This window comes from Chryseobacterium gleum (assembly GCF_900636535.1).
In the GTDB taxonomy this organism is placed as follows: Bacteria; Bacteroidota; Bacteroidia; order Flavobacteriales; family Weeksellaceae; genus Chryseobacterium; species Chryseobacterium gleum.
Window position 1 is genome coordinate 1,981,886 of the sequence record NZ_LR134289.1, and the last position, 19,314, is coordinate 2,001,199.

Here is a 19,314-nt window from a genome sequence, read left to right on the forward strand (position 1 = left end):
CTTTTTATTTAAATCATCTCTTCTCAATCAATCTCTCCAGCCTTTCCATCATCTCATCCTTCTCCTTTAGCATCCTTTCATAAAGAGCAACCTTTTCATCATACAATTCCACAATTTTATCTATTGGATTAAATGTACAATTATAGTTCATTGCAGAAGCAACAGAGTTATCTTTAAAGTCGTGGAAAGTATTTGAAATGATATTGATAGCTTGTTCATCGTTAAAATTCTGAAACGCTTCCACCGGGATTTTCAATACTTCAGAGATTTTTTTCAGTAAAGGATCTTCAATAATTTCTTTCTGTTCCAGCAGAGAAACTTTCTTCTGGTTCCAGTCGTCCCCAAGGTCAAAAGCCAATGCTTCCTGCTTAATGCCCAGCATTTCCCTGAATCGTTTTACATTGCGTCCCTGATGTATTTTGTGTTCCATATTCATCATCTATTATAAAGAGTTAAATATAAAAAAATATTTAGAAACTATTTCCATTCCATTACCTAATTCTAACCTCCCGATCCCGGCCCATTCAAATACTCATTACTAATATCCTTCTCCTTTTTAAAATCCATTTTCCCAAACTTATAGCTGAAGCTGATCCCAAAAGATCGGTACGGTAATTCTCTTACAGAATAAGAATCATAATCTCCGGTACTCACAGTGGTTACCTGTTTGATGTACTTATTGAACGGATTGGTGATGGTAAATCCTAAGCTTGCTTTTTTGTTCCAGAACTCTTTTCTTCCGGTAAAGGTATAGGTGATGGATTGTGGATTTTTCCCCTGGATATTTTTAGCTGCTGAATTATAATTTCCGAATACTTCCAACACAAAGTTCTTTGGAAACTGATAGTTAAGGTTCAGATTCGCACGGTACCGCATTCCCATATCTAAGTTTCCTACATAAATATGGCTTACAATATAGCGGTGAAATACCATGATATTACTTCTCAGATTCAGTTTGTTCTGGAAAAAAGGAAGTGATAACGAGACAATTCCACCAGAGTTGTATTCTTTCCCGATATTATCTCTTGCCGTAACCGATACATTGGTATACTCTGTTCCATTGGCTGTAAATATTGGATAAAAGGTGGTAATCTGTTTCAAATCCTGACTGTTGATGCGCTCTACAAGGGACAAGGAGATATTCCCTCCATTGGCCAGGTTTTTTGTGTAGCCTAATTCCATATTATCTCCGATTTCAGGTTTCAAGGCTGGATTTCCGGTGGTAATATTATGCGGATCACTGACATTAAGGAAAGGATTCAGTTCTGTATATTCCGGACGCTCCAGCCTTCTTGTATAGGAGAGTTTCACTGTTTCATCACTATCAAATTTGTGAGACAAGATCAATGAAGGAACCAACAAACCATACGACGGAATATTCGTGTTCGGGAAATCGATTTTCAGGGTGGTATACTCATATCGTAGACCAGCTCTAACATCCAGCCAGTTCAATAGTTTCAATCTGGAAGAAAAATAAGCAGCATAGATTCCCATATCATAATTTAAATGATAGGATTGCAAAGGATCTGTTTCATACTGCCCTGAGGAAGTATTCAAAACATGAACATCGGTAGCATTGGTAATATGCTGCTGTACTGTTTTAAGCCCCATTTCAAAAGTAACGTTATCATTCAAAGGGTGAACGTAATCTACTGAAATATTATGGCTGTTATCCGTTCCGGGATTGCTCCCTGAAATTCCATTGTAAGGACCTGCTGCTCCCAATAAGCTTTGGGTCTGAAAATAACTGCTCTTCGGAGAACCATAACTGAAGACGTAATCTGCCGTAAGCTCCTGCCCTTCTTTCGCAAAGGTCTTTCTAAAACTCAGACTTCCATCTACAGAACGAACGGAAGATTGGTTATCAGAAGTTCTGGATCCGATAATAGAGGTTACATCAGAAGTAGTATGATCCGTAATGTATTGCTGTTGATTGATTAATCCTGTACTTTTATTCGAAAAGCTATTGAAAGAAAGGGATCCGCTTAATGAACTGGATTTATTCAGATTCCAGTCGAAACCTAAACCTGTACGGTAACCATGTCTTTCAAAATCGGTATATCCATCCTGTAATAAATGAGTACTGGTATTAGAAGCTGCATCTCTTGAAGTTCTGTCCTGAGAAAAAGGAGTCTTCGCTTTTAGCTGAGCATTTCCGCTAAAGAAAGCATTCATGCTGAAATTATTATTCTTATAATTCAGATTCAGAGATCCTGTTTCAAATAAAGTTCCGCCCGTGGCATTCACACTTCCATTGATCCCCCTTATTTTATTGTCTTTCAGAACAATATTAATGATTCCTCCCGTCCCCTGCGCATCATATTTTGCTCCCGGACTGGAAACCACTTCAATACTTTTAATCTGACTCGCCGGAATGGAAGCCAGTGCATCTGCCAGACTATTTCCAAATATACTGGACGGCTTTCCGTTAATCAAAAACCTGATATTGGCATTTCCCTGAAGTTCCACATTTCCATCTGCATCTACGGTTACCTGAGGGACTTTTCTCAGCACATCAATCGCTGCTCCATTCTGAGAAGTCACATCATTAGCAGCATTAAAAACAATTTTATCAACCTTATTTTCAATTACCGCTTTTTTACCAACGATCGTCACTCCTTCTATTGCCGTTTCTCCGTTTGTTAATGGAATATCACCCAGGGTAACTACCACATTATTGTCACCGAGCTGAATGTCTGCCGTTGTTTTATTTTTATATCCTGCATAAAAAACAGCTACTTTATAGGTTCCGGATGCAATATGATCCATAGAAAACTCTCCTTTTTCATTGGAAGTTGTCCCGTTGATTTCTTTATTATCCTGATTTAGGAGCCCGATACTGGCATGATCTATTGTTTTTCCTGTATTGGAATCTACAACTCTCCCACTTATTTTTCCCTGACCGGCTCCCTGTTGTGCATTGATCATTAACGCTGAACACAGCATCGCTACTAAAATTGTTACTTGTTTCACAGTGATATTAGAATTAATACAGGACAAAGGTGAGAACCAATTTGGTAGGAATTCTGAATTTTCAGTTAAATGACTTAAATACGATGATCGAGATTTCTACGGAATGACAAGGGGACGCATAATTGTTGGTGTATAAACGCTTACTTACTCCAGACATAATATTAACCATTCTCCTAGTCTATCCACACCGCTTGTCATTCCGTAGGAATCCAGGCAAAGAAGCTTTTTCTCACAGAGAATGATAATAAAAGGTTAGATTCCTACGGAATGACAAGGTCGACGCGTAAGTATTGGTGCATAGCTGACTACTTTCTCCAGACATAATATTAACCGTTCTCCTAGTCTAACCACTCAGTTTGTCATTCCGTAGGAATCCGGACACAGAAGCTTTTTTCATAATGCATGATAATAACAGCTTAGATTCCTGCGGAATGACAAGGTGGGCGCATAATTGTTGGTGTATAACCGCTTACTTACTCCAGACATAATATTAACCATTCTCCTAGACTATCCACACCGCTTGTCATTCCGTAGGAATCCATACACAGAAAGCATTTAATAATAAATAATGATAAAATAACAGTTTAGATTATTGCAACACCAGTAAGAATTTTTGTAACTTTTGTAAAACAAACACAAATGATTAAGTTTTCAAAAGGAAGCCATACCTACTATATCTATATTCTTACCAATAAAAGCAGAAAAGTACTTTATACTGGTGTTACAGGAAACCTCCACAGGAGATTGTATCAACACAAAACCAAGTTAAATCCCGGTAGCTTCACCGCAAGATATAATCTTGAATTTCTAATTTATTATGAAAAATATAATTGGATTCATCATGCCATTGAAAGAGAAAAGGAAATTAAAAACTGGTCAAGAATTAAGAAACTTGAATTGATAAGGAGTACAAATCCTAATTTAGAATTTTTAAATTACTTGTTTGAGAATTGGCTTTGATATGAATATTTTTTTGCATTCTATACTTTTAATTGGATATAAATGATGATAATAATAGTTTAGATTCCTACGGAATGACAAGGTGGACGCTAAAGTATTGGCGTATAGCTGACTACTTTCTCCAGACATAATATCAATTATTCTCATAGCCTATCCACAACGCTTGTCATTCCGTAGGAATCCGGACACAGAAAGCATTTAATAATAAATAATGATAAAATAATAGTTTAGATTCCTGCGGAATGATAAGGTGGGCGCAAATAAGACACAAAAACTTAGCTCACGGAACAACAAATTGAATGCCTGTGCAAGCCGATCTATTGCACAACTATTTCACCCAACTCCTACGCCCCTCATAATACTTTAACACCCATTATACCTAATCCCCCAATAAATTTTCGTTCTTTTGCAAAAAGTTTTAATTTTTACCCAACCGCATGTCTAAGTTTGATGAAATCCGGTATTTCTATGATCAGGAAGTGAATGAGAGATTACAGAGCATAGCCCGTGATCCCATGATGAAAGCACTGATGAATTTTACTTTTCCTGATACGGATGAGCAGGTATGGCTGGAGCAGTTCAAAAATGTTCATTCCATTAGTGATTTCCAGCATCAGTTTGTGGCGTTTGCTGTTCGGCAGATCCTTGCGAAAAGCTCTGACGGCTTAACGACTTCGGGTTTCGATAAGCTGGATAAAAACACCCCTTACCTTTTCATCTCCAACCACAGGGATATTGTTCTGGATACTTCACTGCTTAACCTGGTTTTGCTGGAAGGTGGTTATATTATGACCGCTTCGGCGATCGGGGATAATCTTGTCCGCAAGAAGTTTTTAAATGTACTTGCCAAGCTGAACCGCAACTTCCTGGTGCAAAGAGGCCTTCCTCTTCGTGAACAGCTCACCAGTTCACAGACAATGTCTGAATATATCAGGGAACAACTGTATAATAAAAACCGTTCCGTATGGATTGCCCAACGTGAAGGCCGTACCAAAGACGGTAACGATTCTACCCAGCAGGGTGTTTTGAAAATGCTGGCCATGGCAGCCGGTGACCAGTCCTTGACGGATTATTTTAAATCCTTAAAGATTGTACCGGTATCCATCTCCTATGAATATGATCCTACAGATTCCCTAAAGATGCCCCAACTGCTGGCACAACACAGGGATGAAGAATACATCAAGGGGAAAAACGAAGATTTCACCAATATCCTGAGCGGAATTCTGGGACAGAAAAAACGCATTCACCTTCATGCCGGTGATGTGCTTGATACGGAACTGGATGAAATTGCAACTACCATCGACAACAAAAACAAGCAGCTACAGGCAATTGCCCAGGTGATTGACCGCTCCATCATCAGTAATTATAAGCTTTGGCCTACCAAGTACATCGCTTACGACCTCCTGCACAATACCAATACCTACGCTTCCGAATATACGGAACAGGAAAAACAATTATTTGTCCGCAGACTTGAAATGCGTATTGATCCGTCGGATCCTGTTTCCAGGGAATATTTCCTGGCTATGTACGCCAATCCTCTGGCTAATAAACTAAAGACTGAAAAGGATTTTCAGGAATAACATTTTAATAAGATACAATAAAAACCACTGCATTGAGCGGTGGTTTTTTTCTTAATCCGTCAGGTTTTATCTTGCCTGTGACATAGCATCTACTTCCATGATCGCTTCTGCAAATGCTTCTGGAGCTTCCTGTGGTAAATTATGTCCGATTCCGCCTTTTAACGTATGGTGTGCATATTTGCCTGTAAACTTTGAGGCGTAACTCTCTGGAGCAGGAAAGGCAGCTCCGTTGGCATCTCCTTCCAGGGTCACTGTCGGAACTGTGATAGATGGAGATTTTGCCAATTTGGCTTCAAGCGCATCATATTGCTTTTCTCCTTTCGCCAATCCCAGACGCCAGCGGTAATTGTGGATCACGATGTCAACATGTTCAGGATTATTGAATGCTGCTGCAGAACGTTCATAGGTCTGGTCATCAAATGCCCATTTTGGTGAGGCTGTTTTCCATATCAGTTTATTGAAAGCTAAAGTATTAGCTTTATACCCTTTATACCCTCTTTCAGTTGAAAAGTAATACTGATACCACCATAAAAATTCAGCATTCGGAGGCAGAGGTTTTTCGTTTGCCTTTGGGCTTCCAATCAAATATCCGCTTACGGCCACCAGTCCGGAACAGCGCTCGGGCCACAATGCTGCCATAATATCCGCAGTTCTGGCACCCCAATCAAAGCCGCCAATGATGGCCTTGTCAATTTTAAGTGCATCCATGAAAGCAATAATATCCAATGCCACAGCACTCTGCTGGCCATTACGTTTTGTATCAGGTGATATAAAAGTTGTTGTTCCGTACCCTCTTAAATAAGGTACCAGAACATGGTAGCCTTTTTCAGCAAGTATGGCAGAAGACTGTTCAAAACTATGGATGTCATACGGCCATCCGTGAAGAAGGATAACAGGTTTGCCATTTTGAGGTCCTGCTTCTGCATATCCAACATCCAACAGCCCGGCCCTGATTTTCTTTGTATTCTGAAAAGCTGATCTGACTGCTGTACTTTCCTTGTCTTTTTCACCAGTGGAAGGAGCCTGTGCTTTTAGTGATAATAATCCTGTCCCTATAAAAATGATCAGGGATAAAGCGGATCTTATTTTTTTACTGAAGTTCAATGTAGTATTCATAATCGTGAGGTTTTATAATGGTAAAATTATGATAAAGCAGAACCGGAACTCAATACAAAAACTTTGAACAGGTCATATTAAGCGGTGAATCCAGATTTTCGGACGTTAAAGCAGACAGCAGAATAAGTAAATTACCTGAGCAACACATCAATCATCAACCATCAATCATCATTTATCACGTATCTTCGTAAAACATATGAAAAAAGCAATTCCTTCCCATCACAATCAACTGGAAAATTCAGCTGTCCTGTTGATGCCTTTATCCATATTCCATGAGAAACAGGCTGAAATTCACAGGGATGATCATTATATGTTTATTCTTCAGCAGAAAGGAGACTTTGTAATGGAAATAGATTTTAACAGGATAGATTTAAAAGGTCCTTCCTTATGTTTTGCCGGTCCAGGGCAAATTCACCAGTATATTCACCAGAGAGACAACGAAGGATGGTTTTTATTCATAGAAGCTGAACTTATTCCTGAATCTTACCGTGAAATACTGGACCTCTGCCAATGGCTCCATCAGTCTTCAGCCGTTACGGAAAATGATATTATTTTTGACCTGCCTCCACTGTTTGAAAAAGCAGAAAAAGATCCTGCGCTACATCTTCCTTCCATCACAAGATCATTGGCTGAATCCGCAGTTGGGATCATTATTTCAAGAATTTCAAGAACAGAAACAGAAAATTTTCAATACCGGGGCCAAAGGTATTCGATTACAAGGCAGTTTAAAAAGCTGATCACAGAGCATTTCAGGACAACCAAACAGGTAAAGCAGTATGCAGATTTCCTGAATATTACTCCACTCTATCTGAATGAAGCCGTAAAAGATGTTACCGGATACCCTGCCAGCTTCTGGATACAGCAGAAAATTCTGTGGGAAGCCCGCCGTCTGTTGTATTACACCCATATAGATGTAAAGCAGATTGCCTTTGAGCTGGGATTTGATGATCCTGTTTATTTCTCACGGTTCTTTAAAAAAAGAACAGGAATGACCGCTTTACAGTTCAGAGCCGAAAACCATGATTTGTCCCATCATCACCGTTAAATAGCTCTCGTATTCCCTGCCCCCAGGCTCTAATTTTGTCCCGTCAATTATAAGAAATAATAAAAAGATTGATCAACAATTATGATGGTACAACAATTAAAAAACAAACGTATTGCTGTTATAGGAGCCGGACTGGGAGGACTGTGCCTTGCTCAGGGATTAAAAAAGAATGGAATCCCATGCACCGTATTTGAAAAAGATGCTGCAGTAAACACCCGTTCACAAGGATACAGAATCAGGGTGAATGAGCCCGGCAGAAGGGCCTTAGAGGAATGCCTTCCCGGAAATCTGTACAGGCTGTTCCTTGCTACCTGCGCGGCAAGCTACAGCGGAATGAAGGTTTTAACAACAACTCTTGAAAGCTCTCAAAATCCTCTTGTAGAATCCTGGAGTGACGGAGTAAAAGAAATGCCTGATCTGAAACCCAACCGCCTGACATTGCGTGAAATTCTGCTTCAGGGCATACAGGACAATATCTGTTTTGGAAAAGAACTCACAGAGTGGCAGGAAACAAAAACTGATGAAGTGGAACTTACATTTTCAGACGGCTCTATCTACACTGCAGATTTGGTAGTAGCTGCCGACGGAGTTCACTCCGGAATCGGAAAGGAATATTGCAGAGACAGAAAAATCAATACCGGGAATATTACGATCTATGGGAGAACTTTTCATTCTGAGGAAGCCCGGCACGCCATTGCCAAGGAATTACAGGAAGGCACTTCAGTGATCATTGGTGACCGTTTTTCTTTAATTACAGATTTTATGTCTTTTGATTTTTCCCGAAAAGATCCGTCCTGGGATCTTCTCAGCCCGATCTCCGATTATTTTTACTGGGCATTTATCGGCAATCCCAAAGTTTTTGGAATGGTAAAGTCTGATTTCTACAGCCATTCAACAGAAGATATTTTAAATGCTGTTCATAAAGTGACCCATCAGTGGCATCCTAAGCTTAAGGCATTATTTCAGTACGCAGACAGGTCCTCCTTATCTGTCACTCCTATCCGGTCTTCTTTACAAAAGGAACCGTGGAAATCCGGAAATATTACCGCACTGGGGGACGCTGTTCATACGATGAGCCCTGCTGGAGGAGTGGGAGCCAATACAGCCTTTACAGATGCTGCTCTTCTGACCCGTTATCTGATCCGCAAAAACAGTATTCCGGAAGCTGTTGGAGATTATGAAAAACAAATGGTCATGTATAGTAACCAGGCTATTGAAATGTCCCTGGAAGGTGGTGAAATCCTGCATGGGAACCAATAGTGGTATTGGAAATAAAGAACCATTATAAAGCTGTTTGACTTTATGTCTGAGCTCAGGGTTTTGATTGGATAATGAGATAAAAAGTACCACATTTGATAAAAACATTATGAAATTCAAATTATTAAAAGTAAAATTGTTTATATTTAATTAGATAAAGGCAAAAATTTTCATGTTTTAAAAGGCAGGATAATTGCAGTGATCTACCCAACCACACAAAATAAGATTTATGAATGTACAGTTAGATTCACACACTGAGACTGCAAAAAATGCTGCAGATATATTTCGTTCAGATGTTTTGAACGGACTGCAGAGTACTCCTAAAAAATTATCTTCAAAATATTTTTACGATAAAACCGGTGATCATCTTTTTCAGAAAATAATGGCTATGCCTGCTTATTATCTGACCCGTTGTGAACTGGATATTTTCAGGAATAAAACAGATGAACTTATAGAACTCCTTATTCCCGGAACTGAATCTTTTGACCTGATTGAATTAGGCGCAGGAGATGCAATGAAATCAACCTATCTGCTCGAAGGACTTATGAGCAAAGGGGTTGATTTTACCTATATGCCGATTGACATTTCAGGAAATATCCTTTCGATACTTCATGAAAAACTGAGCAATCGTTTACCTGAAATGAAAATTACCTGTCTGGAAGGTGACTATTTTGAAATGCTCCAAAAAGCAGCTGCATTATCCAACCGGAGAAAAGTGGTTTTGTTCCTCGGAAGCAATATCGGGAATATGCCCCTGGAAGAAGCTGAAGATTTCTGTGTGCATCTGAACAAAAGCCTGTCTTCCAAAGACCGTGTACTGGTAGGATTTGACCTGAAGAAAAATCCACATACTATTCTGAATGCCTATAATGATAAGGAAGGAATTACCGCTGCTTTTAATCTTAATCTCCTGAGCCGTATCAACAATGAACTTGGCGGTAATTTTGATCTGAAACAATTTCAGCATTACCAGACTTATGCCCCCATCTCCGGAGCCTGCAGAAGTTTCCTTGTAAGCCTTATCAGCCAGCAGGTAACGATTGGCGATACGAGAATTTCATTTGAAGAAAATGAGCTTATTGATATGGAGATTTCACAGAAGTTCTCGCCTGAAAAGATCAGGGAGCTGGGTGAAAAATCGGGATTTTCCATAACCGGAGAGATCAGAGATTCTAAAAAATGGTTTGTAGATGTGATCTGGCAGGTACAATAAAAAACTGTACAGCATCTGCAAAGTGAAAATAAATCATGTTTCTTTCATTTTAAACCAATCATCAAAAACTAAAAGACATGACACCAGATACCACCACAAAAGATATTACGAAAAAGTATATGGACGTCCGCACACGTTCCGAAGAAATCTGTGCCCCACTGGAAATTGAAGATTATGTAGTACAGCCTATTGTTGACGTAAGTCCGCCGAAGTGGCATCTTGGACATACTACCTGGTTTTTCGAGACCTTCATCCTTGTTCCTCATTTTCCTGATTACAAAGTGTTTGACCCTCAGTATAATTTTGTTTTTAACAGCTATTATGAAACCATCGGAGCAAGGGTTATCCGGACGGACCGCGGAAACCTCAGCCGTCCTTCTGTTTCAGACATATACCAATACAGAAAGTATGTGGATGAACACATGAAAGCTTTTCTTGAAAGTTCATTTCTGACAGAAGCTGTTGAACTCCTTCTGGATTTGGGACTTAACCATGAACAGCAGCATCAGGAATTATTAATCACTGATATTAAGTATATTTTAGGACATAATCCGCTTTTCCCGGCTTATACAGAAGAAAAATCTGTACAAAACAATTCAAAAACTACCGAAATGCTCAGCTTTTCTGAAGGAGTGTATGAAATTGGTTTTAAAGGGAAAGGATTTTGTTTTGATAATGAACTGGGAAGGCATAAAGTATATCTGACAGACTTTGAAATTGCCAGTCAGCTGGTAACCAACAGGGACTTTTTAGAATTTATGGAAGCCGGCGGGTATGAAGATTTCAGGCACTGGCATGCTGAAGGATGGGACTGGGTGAAACAAAATTCTGCAAAATCTCCGCTATACTGGCATTATATTGAAGGCAAGTGGATGTATTATACACTCAACGGACTACAGGAAACAGATCCCGATGCCCCGTTGTGCCATATCAATTTCTACGAAGCCTCTGCTTTTGCTTCCTGGAAAGAAATGCGCCTTCCTACTGAAGAAGAATGGGAAGTTGCTTCAGATTATTTTGACTGGGGAATACGCTGGGAATGGACGAATTCTGCCTACCTGCCCTATCCTCATTTTAAGAAAGAAGCAGGAGCTGTAGGTGAATACAATGGAAAATTCATGGTGAATCAGATGGTATTAAGAGGTTCATCAGAAGCGACACCTCCGGGACACAGCAGAAAGACCTATCGTAATTTTTTTCAGCCTAATTTAAAATGGCAGTTCACAGGAATCAGACTTGCCCGGTAATTTTCACCTATGATCACAGTAGAATCAGTCTCAAAGAGTTTTAACGGAAAAAAAGCAGTGGATCATATTTCTTTTCAGGCATCTGATCAGGAAATCCTTGTTCTTTTAGGCACAAGCGGATGCGGGAAAACCACAACGCTTAAGATGATCAACCGTCTTATAGAAGCAGATTCAGGGAACATTCTCATTAATGATAAAAATATCAGGGATCAGAAACCCGAGGATTTGAGAATGGGAATAGGTTTTGTGATGCAGCATTCCGGGTTATTTCCTCATTATACAATTCAGCAGAATATTGCCGTAGTTCCTGAACTTCTGAAATGGGACAAAAAGAAAACGGAAAGAAGAACACATGAGCTCCTGGCAAAGCTCCATCTTTCTGAAGAAGTTCTGCAACGATTCCCCCATGAGCTAAGCGGCGGGCAACAGCAACGGGTAGGCATCGCAAGGGCATTGATTGCAGACAGCCCTGTTTTGCTGATGGATGAGCCATTCGGAGCACTTGATAATATTACCAGAGCTGATATTCATTCTGAATTTAAATCGTTGGAAGAACTTAAAAATAAAACCATCATCCTGGTTACCCATGATGTGCAGGAGGCTTTTGAACTGGGGCACAGGATATGTCTGATGGATAACGGGAAAATCATACAGACCGGTACTCCCAGGGAAATGCTTTATCAGCCTGCCACGCATTTTGTCCGTGATTTTTTTGCTGAAAACCGGCTTCTGTTAGAATATAAAGTAGCCGCGCTGCATCATATCAGTCCGTTTCTTACTCCTGAAAACTCATACTACAGACCGGACAGTACTGATAATACAAGTGTCTGGGATGTTTTGCAGCAACTGAGTTCTGATCATCAAAACGCTGAAGTTTATGAAGAAGTGGTGAAAGCGTTTAATCATTATAAAAAATCACAGATGGTATGACACAGCAGCAGAGTCTCTGGCAATTTATTGCTGAACAACACGAAAAGCTGGCTGTGCAGATCATTCAGCATCTTGGGCTTACCTTTTTGTCACTGCTTCTGGCCATCGTGATCGGAGTGCCTTTAGGCATACTGATATCCAGGAAAAAAAAGCTTTCCAGTCCGGTGTTGGGCGCCGCCGGTATTTTACAGACTATTCCAAGTATTGCTCTGCTGGGATTTATGATTCCTGTTTTCGGCATTGGTCCGAAACCGGCCATTGCGGCTTTACTGATCTACGCTCTTCTTCCCATTATCCGGAATACCTATACCGGAATTACAGGGGTTGATCCTGCAGTGATTGAGTCAGCCAAAGCCATGGGAATGAACAGAAGGCAGCTTCTTTTTAAAGTAAAACTCCCTCTGGCGATGCCGGTAATCATTGCAGGAATCAGGACTGCAGCGGTTATTAATGTGGGCGTAGCTACCCTGGCTTCTTTTGTGGCAGCAGGTGGTCTGGGAGAATTTATCTTCGGAGGGATTTCGCTCAACAATACGAATATGATTCTTGCCGGAGCCATTCCGGCCGCATTGCTGGCCGTTGTACTGGATCAGATCATTGCGATGATCCAAAAATCAGGCTACAGATTTTTTCAGAAGCTGAAATATATTCTTCCTGCTATTCTTATTGTTCTGGGAGCAGGCTATCTTTTGACATCAGTGTCACATCGAACCATTAAAGCCGGTTTTACCCCGGAATTTATGGGAAGACAGGACGGTGATATCGGGCTTCGTTCCGTATATGGACTCAATGTTAACCCTCTTGTAGTGAGTGATGCAATTATGTATAAGGCCGCTTATGAGAAAGAACTGGACCTGATCAGCGGATATTCGACAGATGGAAGAATCAAAGCATATGATCTGTATGTGCTGGATGATGATCAAAAAATATTTCCTCCGTATTATGCGGCTCCCATTATCAAGACTAAAACACTGAAAAAATTTCCGGATCTGGAGAAAACCTTAAATCTACTGGCCGGAAAATTCAATGATTCCATCATGACGGACCTGAATTACAGAGCTGATCATCTCCACCAGACTCCGGAAAGGATTGCAAAGGATTTTCTCATCCGCAATACCCTGTATAAAAGTCCCCGGAAAGGAAATTCGGGAACCATCCGGATTGGTTCAAAAATCTTTGGTGAACAATATATCCTTGCGGAAATGTATACTATGCTTATTGAAGGGTATACCGGCTATAAAGTGGAAACCAAAACCGGTTTAGGGGGAACGAAAATCTGTTTTGATGCCTTAATGAATGACGCAATTGATTTTTACCCTGAATATACGGGAACCGGCCTTCTGGTTCTTTTAAAACCTTCAGCAGAAACAATCAGAGAGGTTTCCCAAAGTCCCGATAAAACCTACCACTATGTGAATGCAGCGTTTGAAAAACAATATGGAATTCAATGGCTGCAGCCTTTAGGGTTCAATAATGCTTATGCACTGATGATGCGCAGCAACCAGGCTGAAGAGCTTCATATCAGGAATATTTCTGACCTTAAGAAGTATTTTGATCGGAAATAAAGGATGTAATTCAATAAAACAAATTCTCCTAGTTCTTCCTGATAAAAATTACAAACGTCTTTTTTTAAAATACTATCTTCACAGGATAAAATTTGACAAAATGAAAAAAATACTATTTCTGGCTTCGGCTGTACTGGTTCTCAATTCATGTGTGGTAAGAACGGCAACAAAAGTTGTATCCGGAGCTGTAAATCTGGGATATAAAGCCGTAAAGGGAACGGTTAACGGAATCAGCTGGGCGGTAAGTAAGGCCAAAGGAAAAATAGATGAAGACCGTTTGGACGGCACCTGGAAAGTAGTGGGTGTTTACCGTGGTTCATTTGAGGACTTTTCTAAAGATCAGAATCCTGACGGGTCATTTACCTCGGAATGTACAGAAGGTTTTGACCAGATTGTTTTCAAGGCCAAAAAATCCAAATTCAAGCCGGTACACTGCAGCACCCAGGATGAAGATTGGGTGAAGTATTCTATGGAGTTTGGAAAGAATCCTTCCACGAAAGAAAAAGAAAACTATATAGAATATAATTCCAACAACTATATTTCTGTTATTGATGTCAACAGTAAAACTATGGTTCTGGAAGGTAACCTGATGCCCAAATTAGGATTTTCCGGTGCTAAATTATATCTCCTTGAAAAGGTAAAATAAGAATTCAGATTACTGTAAAAACTTTTCTGCAATAAAATACCCGCTGCCAATCACCAGTAGTGGCATTGCTATGGAGATCAGTATTAAAGGCCATGCAAAAATTCTGAAATAGGTATATAAGCTTACAGAAGAAGGATCTTCCGGATCATAAATAACAGTCTCCGTCTCACCTACTGACCAGGCTGAAGGATTGGTGCCTTCCGGAAGTTCAAAAGTATATTCAACATTATTACGGGTACGGAAAGTAAAGAGCGGCATATATACTTCGCCGTCAGAATCATCTATCCGCAGTGAGGTAACGGTTGCCGTTGCCTTTTCTGCTTTTTTTAAGAACGAAAGAGTGCTTCTGAAACTCAGCAAAGCTGCCACAAACAGAATGATTCCTGCTGCAGAGATGATATAGTATTGCCACATAGCTTTCTTTTTATTTCTGTTCATAATAGATATCCTGGAAATAAATACAATCTTATCGCATTTATTTCCAGATTGATATCCCGAATATACAAAGATTTTCATTGCATAAACAGTTATCTGGTTTCTATGTCTACAATCTTTTTCCCATCTTCTCCAAGGTAATGAAGAACCAGCTTTTCATAGACCTTATAACCATCATCAACATTGGTAAAAATAATGATTCCCTTTCCTGAATCGGGTAAAATAATGGCAATGCAGCGAGTACCCTGGTCTGCTCCGCTATGCGATAAGGCATAATGATTATTTCCCAGATCATAAATCTCAAAGCCTAACCCAAAATATTTATTTTCTTTAACCTTTACCTGTTTTTTTATCATTTCCCGGAATATTTCCGGCTTCAGATTTTCTCCTTTCATGACACTCACCATAAAATTTCCATAATCCTGGATGGTGGTATGCAGGTCATCGGCAGCATTAGCTTTGGTAATTTTTTCTATTGGGTAAGCCTCTTTTTTTTCATTGTATCCTGTTACAAATCTTGATGCATCAGTATTCTGATCCCAGATATAGTTGGTATCATTCATTCTGAGAGGCTGAAAGATGAGCTCTTTGGCAAGCTGATCCAGTGATTTTCCAATTTTCTTTTCTAATGCTTTTCTCAGATATTCGAAACCTTCTCCTGAATATTGGTATTTTGTCCCGGGATCAAACTGGAAGTTCAGCTTTTTATCGGCATTCATCCATCTCCAGTTCGGAAATCCCGTCTGATGGGTAAGAATAATTCTGGTTGTTAATTTTTTATTCCTAATATCATTTACAATATCCGGATCTGTCCAGTAGGTATCAAGAGGTTCATCCAGCTTCCATCTGCCTAGACTTACAAGGCGTAAGGCTACTATTGCTGTAACAGGTTTGGTGAGCGATGCTACATTAAATAGGGCATTTTGAGGCGCTGAAATTCCTTTTTTTACCTCGCCAAAAACTTTTACCTGCTGTAATTTTCCTTCTCTGATAATTCCTAATCCAAGAGTGGGAATATTATTTTCTCTCAGCCAGCTCTGCATCGACTGATCGTTATCAAACATCGCTTCATTATCAGTGGTTTGCTTTGGATGATGGTTAAAGCTCAATGAATTCTTAAGCTTCCATTCAGCATTTTCCAATACCCATAAATGGCTAAACTTTGCTTCCCCCACTAATTTTTCAGCCTGATTCCCTGCCTTTTCATAAAACAGGTGATCTCCGTTCTGAATGGCAGCATAGATCTTTCCGTCTTTATACATGGGATAAATCTCTGTGCTCTTATCAATCAGGACTCTTTTTACCTGATAGGTTTCCGGAGATTTGCACAATCCGGTTTTAAAATCACTGATAAATTTATTTTTGTCTGCAAAACCGCCTTTATCATGGTAAAATTCAAACCTGTCGTTTAGCAGACTTTCCATCTGTCCGATATTACATTTATTATACCCTGCAGTAAAAAGCAAACTGTCTTTCGACATAATAGTTTTATAAAGAGGATCTGTTTTTTCTACCTGTGCATGCAATACATTCATCAACAGAATAAAAAAAGGAAGGATCAATTGCGAAGACTTTGTCATTATTATTTTTTTGACAAAGGTTAGATTTTTAACAGATTTTTCATTAAAAACTGACCTGACAAAAACCCGACAAAGTCCTGACAGGATTTATATCATACTGAATTTCAGCCTGAAATAGAGTTTTTTATTCCGGTCTATTTCGGCTGCATTGCGAAGGATAATAAATACATTGGAAAGAACAATCAGGATCATAAGGATAAGGGTAAACTGTTTTCCAAACTTTAAGAAGATTCCGAGCATGAAGGTAATGGGTGCTATTACCGTCCAGATCATCTGAACTGAAATGATCTGTCTTGCCAGGCTGTTGTTCTGCTTCAGAGTAAACATCAGCATCAGAGGAACAAAAATATTCAGGGGTGGCAAAAGTGTGAAAATAAGTGATGAAAGGTTGATGATTTTGATGTAAGAATAATTGATCTGAGGCTCCTTTTCTTCCTCATCTGTTTTTTCACCTCCAGTATTTTCATTGATGGTTTGTGTCCGGGTATGCAGCAATTCAGATTCTTCTATTTCCAAAACCTGCGCCAGCACTCTCAGAGTATGTCCTTTGGGCTCTGTTCCGGATTCTATCCGCTGAATGGTTCTTACAGAAATCTTTGATTTTTCTGACAGTTCTTCCTGAGTCAGGTTCTTTTGTTCTCTTATGGCTTTTAGTCTGGACATGCTTGATATTGGAAAAAGGATATTTTGTCCGGCTAATTTACAGCTTTATCACTGAAAATGTTCATTCCTGTAAAACACAATATTTGCAGTCTGCCAAATCATGAATTAATTGTAGATGATAAGGTATATGTTGAACAATAAACCCGAAGACTTTTTCTGTTCCGCATTCCGGTGTAAATTCATATAAAGTCTGGCTTCAAAGACATCATGATGTAATGAACTGCGAATTTCAGATTAATATCCGGAGCATAAAACAGTGAAAATATGTAATTTTGTGGTTGCATTATCTTCACAACAGGCTCAGCAATGAAACAGACAATTCCTACTTATGATCTGAGTGGTATTTCCGACCACAGATTCCATATCAAAAGAATGGATAAATGGAATGAGAGGCCTGAAGACGCTCTTATGAACAAAGGAATACACCGGGACAGCCATTATATTTTCACCTGTATGGAAAGCGGCCACGTAAGAATGATGGTGGATTTCAGAACCATAGAAGCAAAAGGTTCCACTCTTTTCTGTGTATTGCCCGGGCAGGTACATCAGGGACTTTTAATGAATAATGTTTCCGGATGGTTTATTGCTGTTAAAGCAGAACTTGTTCCCGATGCCGTACGGACTTTTTTTGATGAATGCCTGGTTGAAATACAGCCCTTGTCTGTAGATAAGAAATATAGCGAAAAAATCAGCACAACAGCAGGGATGCTTCATGATTCATATACTCATGAAATGCTGTCTGCCAAAGACAGCTTTCTGGTTGTTCAGTCTTTCCTCAATGCCTTCCTGGGAATGTTTATGATGATGTATTCTCAGAAAAATAATTTCCCTGTTTCTAACGAAAGCCGTGCTTTGCAACTATCGAGAGCATTCAGAATTTTGGTCAGAAAGAAATTCAAAACCCTGAAAAGTCCATCCGAGTACGCAGAACTCCTGAATATTACAAGAGGATATTTAACGGAAACGGTCCGTGAAGTAACTGGAAAGCCCGCCCAGCACTGGATTCATCAGGAGATTTTAATTGAAGCCAAAAGATTACTGGTTTTTACTAATCTGAGCGTAAAAGAGGTAGCTTATGAGCTTGGGTATAGTGATCATACCTACTTCAGCCGTTTATTTTCAAAACTGGAAGACCAGTCGCCTTCAGAATTCCGGAATCAACACCAATAAACCCAACCACGAATAGTCCAATTAATTCCCCGAAACCGCTATCGGTATTTTCTGATTTTGCAACGTCCTTTGCAATAAAAATCACTTATGCCAAGTTTACCTAAATGGATCAACGATACTGTAGAAAGTGTGTGGTCCTCAAAATTTAAAGACTGTACTGCTATCCATATAGAAGAAATCACTAAAGATATTCGCTGTGTACGTTTTGAAACAGATTTACAGGATGCCCCTTATGAACCTGGTTATGCAATAGGGATAAGGGTCAATGACAGGGATTTCCGGAATTATTCTCCTTTCAACTTTAACAGGGAGACCGGAACTTTTGATATCTTGTTTCATTTGCATGATGCCGGCGCTGTGGGAAGCAGTTTTATAACCCGGCTCAGTGAAGGAGATTCTATAAAAATGCTGATGCCAAGGGGAAAACAGTTTTACATTCCTCATGCAAGAATTCATTTTTCCGTAGGTGACGAAACATCATTGGGAAGCTCAATCTCCATCAAAGAAGCTACTGAGGAATGTGGTTCAGTGTTCATCTGCCTTCATGAGCTGGAGGAAGCATCTGCTCTTGAAAAACTGAATTTGTACGGCTATCACAGTCCTAAAAACAATACCATGAGAATGATTGAGGCACTGAATGATTTTCTGACAGAAGAAAAAGAAGCCATTAGCGATGATGAAGTTATCTTTTATATTACCGGAAACGGAGGACGAATGTCACTGATCAGGAAATTTCTTAAAGCCAGAGGAATCTCTCCGAAATGCATAAAATCACAAGCCTATTGGATTGAAGGAAAAAAAGGACTGTAAAAATGGGAACAAGAGTATTTTTACTTTAAACTTGTTTAAACTTTTGTTTATTGAAACATTAAGATTGTATTAAGGCGTTGAGAGTATTAAGATAAGCTTCGCTTTAAGCTTAAAAATCAGAATG

Annotated in this window: 17 protein-coding genes; 11 read left to right on the forward strand and 6 right to left on the reverse strand. The window is 39.5% G+C overall.

Annotated elements, in window-relative coordinates; all coding sequences use genetic code 11:
- Positions 1-13 precede the first annotated feature (13 nt).
- Together EL165_RS09040 and EL165_RS09045 are read right to left on the reverse strand one after the other, a co-directional pair.
- The gene (locus tag EL165_RS09040; RefSeq protein ID WP_041461653.1) at positions 14-430 is read right to left on the reverse strand and encodes a helix-turn-helix domain-containing protein; all 417 of its coding nucleotides are present in this window, start codon (positions 428-430) and stop codon (positions 14-16) included.
- Positions 431-501: 71 nt separating this feature from the next.
- A complete protein-coding gene (locus EL165_RS09045; protein ID WP_002977689.1) occupies positions 502-2,973 on the reverse strand; it encodes a TonB-dependent receptor in 2,472 nt (823 codons plus the stop codon).
- Between the two features lie 639 nt (positions 2,974-3,612).
- On the opposite strand from EL165_RS09045, the gene EL165_RS09050 reads away from it, so the two are divergent.
- Together EL165_RS09050 and EL165_RS09055 are read left to right on the forward strand one after the other, a co-directional pair.
- Entirely contained in the window at positions 3,613-3,933 is a 321-nt protein-coding gene (locus tag EL165_RS09050; protein WP_002977688.1) for a GIY-YIG nuclease family protein, read from the forward strand.
- A 437-nt stretch (positions 3,934-4,370) separates the two neighbouring features.
- The gene (locus EL165_RS09055; protein WP_002977687.1) at positions 4,371-5,513 is read left to right on the forward strand and encodes a 1-acyl-sn-glycerol-3-phosphate acyltransferase; all 1,143 of its coding nucleotides are present in this window, start codon (positions 4,371-4,373) and stop codon (positions 5,511-5,513) included.
- A gap of 66 nt (positions 5,514-5,579) precedes the next feature.
- Here EL165_RS09055 and EL165_RS09060 read toward each other — a convergent pair whose 3' ends face one another.
- Complete coding sequence (locus EL165_RS09060) at positions 5,580-6,629, reverse strand: alpha/beta fold hydrolase (protein ID WP_002977686.1); 1,050 nt, start codon at positions 6,627-6,629, stop codon at positions 5,580-5,582.
- 196 nt (positions 6,630-6,825) lie between these two features.
- Between EL165_RS09060 and EL165_RS09065 the strand changes: the two genes are divergently transcribed.
- From EL165_RS09065 to EL165_RS09095, 7 genes are all read left to right on the forward strand, one after another.
- Positions 6,826-7,674 (forward strand): helix-turn-helix domain-containing protein, encoded by an 849-nt coding sequence (locus EL165_RS09065; RefSeq protein ID WP_002977685.1) that lies wholly within the window; start codon positions 6,826-6,828, stop codon positions 7,672-7,674.
- Positions 7,675-7,755: 81 nt separating this feature from the next.
- Positions 7,756-8,934, forward strand: a complete 1,179-nt coding sequence (locus tag EL165_RS09070; protein WP_002977684.1) for an FAD-dependent oxidoreductase — start codon at positions 7,756-7,758, stop codon at positions 8,932-8,934.
- A gap of 226 nt (positions 8,935-9,160) precedes the next feature.
- Positions 9,161-10,144: an L-histidine N(alpha)-methyltransferase gene (locus EL165_RS09075; protein WP_002977683.1), complete on the forward strand. Its 984-nt coding sequence runs from the start codon at positions 9,161-9,163 to the stop codon at positions 10,142-10,144.
- A gap of 77 nt (positions 10,145-10,221) precedes the next feature.
- Positions 10,222-11,391 carry an ergothioneine biosynthesis protein EgtB gene (gene egtB, locus EL165_RS09080; RefSeq protein ID WP_002977682.1) on the forward strand — a complete coding sequence of 390 codons (1,170 nt, stop codon included), beginning with the start codon at positions 10,222-10,224 and terminating at the stop codon, positions 11,389-11,391.
- A 9-nt stretch (positions 11,392-11,400) separates the two neighbouring features.
- Positions 11,401-12,321, forward strand: coding sequence for an ABC transporter ATP-binding protein (locus EL165_RS09085; RefSeq protein WP_002977681.1), 921 nt, complete (start codon positions 11,401-11,403; stop codon positions 12,319-12,321).
- A complete protein-coding gene (locus EL165_RS09090) occupies positions 12,318-13,886 on the forward strand; it encodes an ABC transporter permease/substrate-binding protein (protein ID WP_002977680.1) in 1,569 nt (522 codons plus the stop codon). The genes EL165_RS09085 and EL165_RS09090 overlap by 4 nt, the downstream gene beginning before the upstream one ends.
- A gap of 100 nt (positions 13,887-13,986) precedes the next feature.
- Positions 13,987-14,532 (forward strand): hypothetical protein, encoded by a 546-nt coding sequence (locus EL165_RS09095; protein WP_041461650.1) that lies wholly within the window; start codon positions 13,987-13,989, stop codon positions 14,530-14,532.
- A gap of 9 nt (positions 14,533-14,541) precedes the next feature.
- Here EL165_RS09095 and EL165_RS09100 read toward each other — a convergent pair whose 3' ends face one another.
- The 3 genes from EL165_RS09100 to EL165_RS09110 form a co-directional block, all read right to left on the reverse strand.
- Positions 14,542-15,048, reverse strand: a complete 507-nt coding sequence (locus EL165_RS09100; RefSeq protein WP_002977678.1) for a DUF3592 domain-containing protein — start codon at positions 15,046-15,048, stop codon at positions 14,542-14,544.
- A gap of 11 nt (positions 15,049-15,059) precedes the next feature.
- Positions 15,060-16,547, reverse strand: a complete 1,488-nt coding sequence (locus EL165_RS09105) for a serine hydrolase domain-containing protein (protein ID WP_002977677.1) — start codon at positions 16,545-16,547, stop codon at positions 15,060-15,062.
- Positions 16,548-16,634: 87 nt separating this feature from the next.
- A complete protein-coding gene (locus EL165_RS09110) occupies positions 16,635-17,210 on the reverse strand; it encodes a helix-turn-helix domain-containing protein (RefSeq protein ID WP_002977676.1) in 576 nt (191 codons plus the stop codon).
- Between the two features lie 306 nt (positions 17,211-17,516).
- Here EL165_RS09110 and EL165_RS09115 point away from each other — a divergent pair, with 306 nt between their 5' ends.
- Positions 17,517-18,380 (forward strand): helix-turn-helix domain-containing protein, encoded by an 864-nt coding sequence (locus EL165_RS09115; RefSeq protein WP_002977675.1) that lies wholly within the window; start codon positions 17,517-17,519, stop codon positions 18,378-18,380.
- A gap of 87 nt (positions 18,381-18,467) precedes the next feature.
- On the forward strand, positions 18,468-19,190 hold the full coding sequence (locus EL165_RS09120; RefSeq protein ID WP_002977674.1) for a siderophore-interacting protein: 723 nt from the start codon (positions 18,468-18,470) through the stop codon (positions 19,188-19,190).
- Positions 19,191-19,314: the final 124 nt, after the last annotated feature.